This window comes from Gemmatimonadota bacterium (assembly GCA_016209965.1).
In the GTDB taxonomy this organism is placed as follows: Bacteria; Gemmatimonadota; Gemmatimonadetes; order Longimicrobiales; family RSA9; genus JACQVE01.
Map to the genome: position 1 here is coordinate 1 of JACQVE010000045.1, position 6903 is coordinate 6903.

General features: G+C 71.8%; 5 protein-coding genes. All 5 read right to left on the reverse strand.

All coding sequences use genetic code 11. From position 1 onward, the window contains the following. A partial coding sequence (locus HY703_02055) for a hypothetical protein (protein ID MBI4543962.1) occupies window positions 1–1070 on the reverse strand: 1070 nt, incomplete at its 3' end. Continuing rightward, window positions 1058–3283 carry a carboxypeptidase regulatory-like domain-containing protein gene (locus tag HY703_02060; protein ID MBI4543963.1) on the reverse strand — a complete coding sequence of 742 codons (2226 nt, stop codon included), beginning with the start codon at window positions 3281–3283 and terminating at the stop codon, window positions 1058–1060. The genes HY703_02060 and HY703_02055, both read right to left, overlap by 13 nt. Before the next feature lie 144 nt (window positions 3284–3427). Then, the gene (locus HY703_02065; GenBank protein ID MBI4543964.1) at window positions 3428–4207 is read right to left on the reverse strand and encodes a zf-HC2 domain-containing protein; all 780 of its coding nucleotides are present in this window, start codon (window positions 4205–4207) and stop codon (window positions 3428–3430) included. Further along, entirely contained in the window at window positions 4191–4688 is a 498-nt protein-coding gene (locus tag HY703_02070; GenBank protein MBI4543965.1) for a sigma-70 family RNA polymerase sigma factor, read from the reverse strand. The genes HY703_02065 and HY703_02070 overlap by 17 nt, the downstream gene beginning before the upstream one ends. 371 nt (window positions 4689–5059) lie before the next feature. After that, entirely contained in the window at window positions 5060–6589 is a 1530-nt protein-coding gene (locus tag HY703_02075; protein ID MBI4543966.1) for an aldehyde dehydrogenase family protein, read from the reverse strand. Window positions 6590–6903: the final 314 nt, after the last annotated feature.

The following is a 6903-nucleotide window of genomic DNA, read 5'->3' on the forward strand; positions in this document are numbered from 1 at the left end:
CGCAGCCGATAGCGTCCCGCCTCGAGCGCGGGGCGCAGCATCCGCACCTCCCCCGGATCGAGCCGCTGCTGCACCACGATGTGCGGAGTAACCTGCGGGCCGCCCACGCAGAACGCGTACGCGACCACGGGCCGGACGGCGGGATTGGGGCGGAACGTGAGCTCGACCGACTGCTCGAAGTTCGCGGCAAAATCGACGTTGCAGGCGGTGCAATGGCAATCGCACTCGAGGTCCCCCAGCGTGCCCGCCGTCTGTTGGGCGCCGCGGCAATGGGGGCAGATCAGGTCCCACTGCAGGTCCAGCAGCCCGATGCGCGAGGCATGCAGGCACAGCTCGAGTAATGCCCGGCGCGGCGCGCGCCAGGCGTCGGCCAGCGCGTACGGCCGCAGCCTTGCCAGCACGACGTCATCGCCGCACTCGACGAGGTCGACCAGACGCGCCACCAGTTCGGGCTGATCCGTCCGCTCGATCAGCTTGGCTCGCAACGACGCCAGGCGCTCCCGCCCGCCCGGCGCGAGGCGCGCCCGGGCCGCCGGCGGGAGCTGCAGGCCCGCCCGCTCCTGCGCGGCGGCCAGCTCCGCGTAGCGGTAGAACACGGCGCGGAACCGGCGCGCGCTGAGCACGCCGATCTGGAGGGGGATCGCGAGGAGGCCCAGCGCCGTGCGCGCTTTCGCCCGCACCTCATAGCGCAGCCGGGTCGCGGCATCGCCTTCCGCTGCCAGCTCCACCCGCACCGAGACCTCTGCGACCGGGCCCCGCAGGTAGCGCCGCACCACGGCGAATCGCTGGGGCCGGATCCACTCGAACGGCTCCTCTTCCCACTCGAGCCCCAGGCCCAGCCGGGCGGCCCTGAGCCGCCGCCGGCCGCTCGCCGCTGCCGCACGCGGCGCCTCCGCCACCGCCAGCGTCGGCATCCCCGTATCGCGGTTGAAGCGGTTGGTATCGGAAACGAGCGGCCAGAGCGCCTCCCGGCTGGCCGGCAACACCCACTCCCAACCGTAGTCGAACTCAGGGATCAGCCGCATGCGGCGCGAGACGGAGGGACCGATCGCTCGACTCAGAAGCGCCACGCAACGCCTACCACCGGAACGACGGGCAGCGACGCGACCGCCCGGGGTTCCGTATCCCTCCACGCGTCGTAGCGGTAGAAGAGGGCGTCGCGCCGGTCCAGTGCGTTCAGCACCTTGAAATAGGGCGTGACCTCGAAGGCAAAGCCGTGCAGGTGGGGTGTCCAGGTGTGCTTGATCTCGGCATCCAGCCGCAGGTACGGCTCCTCGGGCGCCTGGGCCAGCTTGGGCGGCACCGGATCGTCATCTCCACCATCGGCCGCCGGCCGCGGGAACGTGCTGGGCGAGGCGGAGGTGATATCGGCGTCGGGGATCGCCGTATACGGCAGCCCGGCGCCGTAGCCGACGCGGAGCTGGAAGCCCCCATTCGTTCCCAGCGGGCCGGCCAGTCCGGCGTTCAAGAGGTGGCGCCCGGCAAAGAGGCGGGTGACGTTGCGCTGTCCCTCGAGCGACCAGATCCAGGCCAGCGAATACCCTAGCCAGCCCGTGACCCGGCCGGTGCTGCGTCGGGCCCACAGGTCAATGCCCGAGGCCTGGCCGCGGCTGGTCTCTTCGGCAGGCAGTCCGTCAAACGTCTTGAAGAAGCCCTCGATACCCAGCCGCACCCCCTCGCCCAGATCCTGGCGCAGCGCCACCACTACGTGGGATGCTCGTGCCACGGCCAATGGCGGGGGCGGCGGTCCAGCCTGCTCTCCATTGGCCGCACGATCCGGCTCGGCGACCAGGGCGGGTGCGGGCGCCCGCACGAACTGACGGTACCGCCCCGCCGCCAGGGTCAATGCGGCGCGCTCGCCCAGCAGCCAGGTGGCCGAGACGCGCGGCGCGAGACGCGGCTCCGGCTGCAGCGAGAAGAAGTCGGCGCGCAGTCCGCCCCGCACCCGGAGGAAGGGCAGCGCCTGCCAGGCGGCGTCCGCGTACGCCCCCGCGACGTCGCCCTCGCGTTCCACTTCCAGGAGCAGCGAGTCGCGCCCGGCCGAGCGCGGCCAGGCCCGATACTGCAGCCAGAGGTGATCATAGGAGAGCCCGTAGTCGAGCGTGGTCGCGCCCGCCGGGTGCGAGAAGTCTGCAATCATGCGCAGGCGCCGAGCCGAGCCGTCCGCCCAGAGCGGCCGGCCTCCGCCAATCGGCAGCCGCGCATAAAAGCTGCCGAAAGAGGCGATGAACTCAGCGTCCGTGCCGGCGATGACGTCATGGTAGCGAAGGGACGCCGCCGCATTGCCCCAGCCGGCAGCGCCGGCGCCGCCGCCGGGGTCCTCGAGCTCGACCGACTCCCGGTTCGAGAAGCCGGTGAACGCCAGCGTGCCCCAGGCGCCGGTCTCGAGGTCCAGCCGCGCGAGACCGTCGGCGTAGCGGTAGGGGAACGGGTCATCGGTGAACACGGGCGCGCCCAGCGCGTGTACCGCCCGTCCCGCGACGAGGTAGCCGGCACGGCCGGCCAGAGGCCCCTCCATGGTGCCGCGCACGCCCAGCAGGTCGAGGGCGCCGGCCAGCCGCGTGCCGTCCCGCCGGGCGGCGCGGGTCTCGAGGTCCAGCACGTAAGAGAGCCCGCCGTCGTAGCGAGCGGGTGCGCCGCCCAGGTACAGGTTAGCCGCGCGCAGCACCTCGGGCTCGAAGGCATCGATCAATCCGCCCAGGTGGAAGGGCGCGTAGACGGGCGCGCCGTCCAGCAGGACGAGCTTCAGGTCGGCGGCGTCGCCGCGCACGTAGAGCACGTCAGACGGATCGGCTGGTTCACGGCCTGGCACGCCTCGCGCCGCATCGGCCAGCCCCAGCTCCGCCATGCCCGGTGTGGCTTCGAGCGCGCGGACCGCCGCCGCTGCCAGCCCGGGCGCCCGCGCGGCCTGCAGGTCGGAACGCGCGTCCAGCGCCGCCTCGGCCGCGGTCTTCACGCCGGGCAGTCGTACGGGCCGCAGCTCCAGCACCAGGTCCAGCACCACCTCGCCGCCGGCCGGGACCAGTACCTCGACCTCGAGTGGAGCATGATCAATGTGACTGGCGCGGAGCAGCCTGGGGCCCGCGCTAACCCGGATCACATAGTTCCCGGCGGCGTCCGTCACCGTGACCAGCCGCTTGTTTTCTGCGATCACTTCCACAATGGCGAAAGGCAGCCCATTGCGCGTCGTCTCGCTGCGCACCTGCCCCCGCACCAGGCCCGTCTCCGGATCAGGCGCCGGAGCCGACAGGATCAGGGTTGCGAGGAAGAGAGTGGAGAGCATAAGCGCAGGCGGCGACCGGGTTCGAGTGCGATCCTTCGCTTCGCTCAACCTGAGACGTGGCTGGCTGCGGATGGCGGGCGCACGGCCCGGACAATCACTGCAGGATTAGGATAACAGTCTCTGCTTCGAGATGACAGTCCCCCTTCAGAACTGGACGCGGAACACCATCTCGGCACTGGTCGTGTCCGCCAGTGGCGCGAGCAGGCGCAGCGTATCGCCATCCTTGATGACGTAAGGCTTGCCGTTCACCTCGACTCGCGCATCGCGGGCCGAGCGCGGCAGCTCGACGCGGACCTCGCCCGCACCGCCGCCCACCATTTCGATGCGGCCCGGGGCGGTGCGGAACCTGGCGGACGCGGCGCCGCCTGTGGCGTGCAGCACGGCCCGTTCGCCATCCACCAGCCGGACGCGCACCTGGCAGTCGGGCGCGGGTGCCTCGAGTACAATGCGGACGCGGCCGTCCACGGGCATGATGGCGAGCCCGGCCGGTGCGGGCACAACGGCCGTCGGCGCGGAGGCGGGGGCGGAGGGTGCCGGCCGCGAAGTGAACGTTCGCAGCGTGCGCTCCCACAGCGTCTCGACCCAGCCACGCACAGGCGAGCCCGGCAGCGCCGCGGAGACGAGCCCGCCGAACACGAGGACCAGGACAGCGGCGCGGAGCAGCAACCGCCGCGCAAGAGCCGCCCTGCGCCCACGGTCCGCCCGCGCGCTTTCGGAAAACGAGTGGTAGGCCGCGGCCACGCTGGGCGCGCGATCCAGGAGCTGCACGGCCGAAGCCAGCTCGCCGGCCGCGGCGCGCAGCTCGGCCGCCCACCCCGCACACTCGGGGCAATGCTCCAGATGGCGCGCCGCCGCGGCAGACTCGTCCGCGCTCAGCTCCCCGTCCAGCAGCGCCTGAAGCGTTCCCTCATCCAGGTGGCGCATGGCCATCCCCTTGGGCGCGATAGGCCTCCGAAAACCGCCGCACTGCGCGGGCAAGGAGCGTACCCACCGAGCTGGAAGCTACTCCCACCGCCCGCGCAATATCCCCGTACTTGAAGCCTTCCTCTCGCATCAGCAGGATCTCGCGGTCCCGCGCCGGCAACTGCAGCAACGCCGAGCGCACAGCCCGGATCTCTTCATCCCGCTCCATGGTCTCGTCCGGCCGCAGCGCCGGGACCGGCCCCACCCGCACCGCCTCGAGCAGCCGCTGCCGCCTCACCGTCTTTCGGACGCCGTCCCGCACCAGATTGGTTGCCACCGTGAAGAGCCACGGCTTGGCTTCATCTTCCGGCAGCGGCTGGCGCAGCAGGCGCAGAAATGCCTCCTGCGCCAGATCGGCCGCCACATCTTCGTCGCCGGTCAACCGATGGAGGTAGCGGAACAGCGACGGGTAGACCCGGCGGAAGAACGGTTCGAACTCCACGTCGCTCCGGACCCAGAGGCGCCTACCGAGAGAACGCGCGGGCACAGGACCTTGTGACAAGAACCGGCTCCCCCTGGAGTGTCGTCGTAGCCGGGAACAGTGGCCGCGGAGCGCAGGGCGCGTACTCAGGAAAGTCCCTGCAGCAGACGCCTGTACCACTGCCGGCCGGCAGCATGCGGTGCCAGCCACCAGGCCATACACCGGAGCCGCACGGTTTGTTTGCCGCCGCACCGGCGCTGCGCACGCACAGCCGCATGCGCTTGCGCGTCGGGGTGAGCGCCGCAGCGCCCCGTCCGCCGGTCCCCCCATCGGGCGGCGGGGTCCGGCGCGGCCCCCGGCCGCCGCGCCGGATGAACTCGCCCGCTGCCCGGCTACTCGACTCCGCTCGTGCCGGCCGGTGCGCGGCTGACGAGGCGCCGGAGGCCGCGCAGCCGGCTTAGCAGTCCCGGCCCGTGCAGCAGCTCGACGAGGGCGAGGGCGCGAGTGCGGCCCCAGCGCCGGAGCGGGTAGCTGGGGAGCTCGAATTTCCAACCGATCCGGCTCACGAGCACGGCGCGAGTGCGGCTCATCTCGCGCAACCCCTCGTCGCCGTAGACGCGGCCGTAGCCGCTCTCACCCGTGCCGCCAAAAGGCAGGCCGGGCACCCCGGCATTGATGAGGGCGTCGTTCACGCAGGTCATGCCGGCGCGCAGCTTGGAGACCAGCCCCATTGCTTGCCCGGTCGGCCCGAAGATACTCGAGCCCAACCCGAACGCGCAGTCATTGGCCAGCCGCAGCGCCTGTTCCGCATCGCGCACCCTCATGACGGGCAGCAGGGGGCCGAAGGTCTCCTCCCGCATGACGTCCATGGAGTGATCTACGTCTGCCAGCACGGTAGGGGCGAAGAACCGGCCGGGCCCTGGCAGGCGGTGTCCGCCGGCCAGCAGGCGCGCGCCACGGCTGACGGCGTCGGCGATGTGGCGGTCCAGCCGCTCGAGCTGCGCCTCCGTGGTCAGGGCGCCGACGTCGCTGGCCGGATCTGACGCCGGCCCGACCACGAGCCCCGCCACCTCGCGCAGCACCCGCTCGAGGAACTTGTGGTACGCCGACTCCTCGACGTATACCCGTTCCACCGAAGTGCAGATCTGCCCCGCGTTCCAGAAAGCGCCCGCCACCGCCGCGCGCGCGGCACGGTCGAGATCGGCGCCGGCCAGGACCAGCATGGGATCCTTGCCGCCCAGCTCGAGCGTCACGGGGATGAGGCGCTCGGCCGCCATACGGGCTACTGCCCGGCCAGTGGCAACGCTGCCCGTGAAGGACAGCTTGTCCACGCCCGCCTCGATCAACGCCGCGCCCGTCGAACCATCGCCGGTCGCCACCAGGAGTAGATCTGGCGGCCAGCCGGCTTCCTGAGCCAGTTCCTCCATGAGCAGGGCGGAAAGCGGCGCAGCTTCCGAAGGCTTGAGCACCACCGCGTTGCCCGCCGCGAGCGCCGCCAGCGCGGCGCGCATGGTATTGAGGACGGGGAAATTCCAGGGGCCAATGACACCGACGACGCCGTAGGGCTCGCGCACCTCGTAGCAGCGTTTGTTCACCAGCCAGCCTGCCGGAATGCGGCGGCGGCGCAGCACGGCGGGCGCGCGGCGGGCGTACCAGCGTGCCAGGTCGCATGTCGTCAGCACATCGCTGAGCAGCGCTTCCGCGGGCAACTTGCCGGTTTCGCGGCAGCTCAGGTCGGCCACTTCCTCGGCCCGCAGGGCCAGGTGGTCCCGCAGCCGCAGCAGCAGCCTGCCGCGCGCGCGCGGCGAAAGGGCCGCCCAGGCCGGCTGCGCGGCGCGCGCGCGCTCGACCAGCACGCGCACCGCGGCGGCGTCCAGCATAGGGACGGAACCGACCACCTCCCCGGTGGCGGGAGCAGTCACCAAGAGCCTGCGCGGTTCGGGAGGGGACGCGGTCCTGGGATTCACGGCGGCTTCCTTAGCACGCCTGCACTGTCTCAACGTCGGCGGCCGGATCGGCACCCTGCTTCCGACTGGAAATCAGGAAAAAAGCCGGACCGGCCTGACACGTCAAGAGCCGCGGGGGAGAGCCGGCGAGGCCCGACGGGGCAGCGGTCAAAGGCTCCTAAGATGCGGGCGCGTCCGTCGGCCGCGCAAGCAAGCGCTGAGCTGCCAGCGTGAGCTGCCAGCCGCAGGGAATGCCGCGGGACGCTGGCGCGAGGGGCGTCGGCTAACTA

What these genes read in the sequence shown, in the direction of transcription:
- HY703_02060 (MBI4543963.1), bottom strand. Translation starts at nt 3,283, where the DNA reads ATGCTCTCCACTCTCTTCCTCGCAACCCTGATCCTGTCGGCTCCGGCG.
- HY703_02065 (MBI4543964.1), bottom strand. Translation starts at nt 4,207, where the DNA reads ATGCGCCACCTGGATGAGGGAACGCTTCAGGCGCTGCTGGACGGGGAG.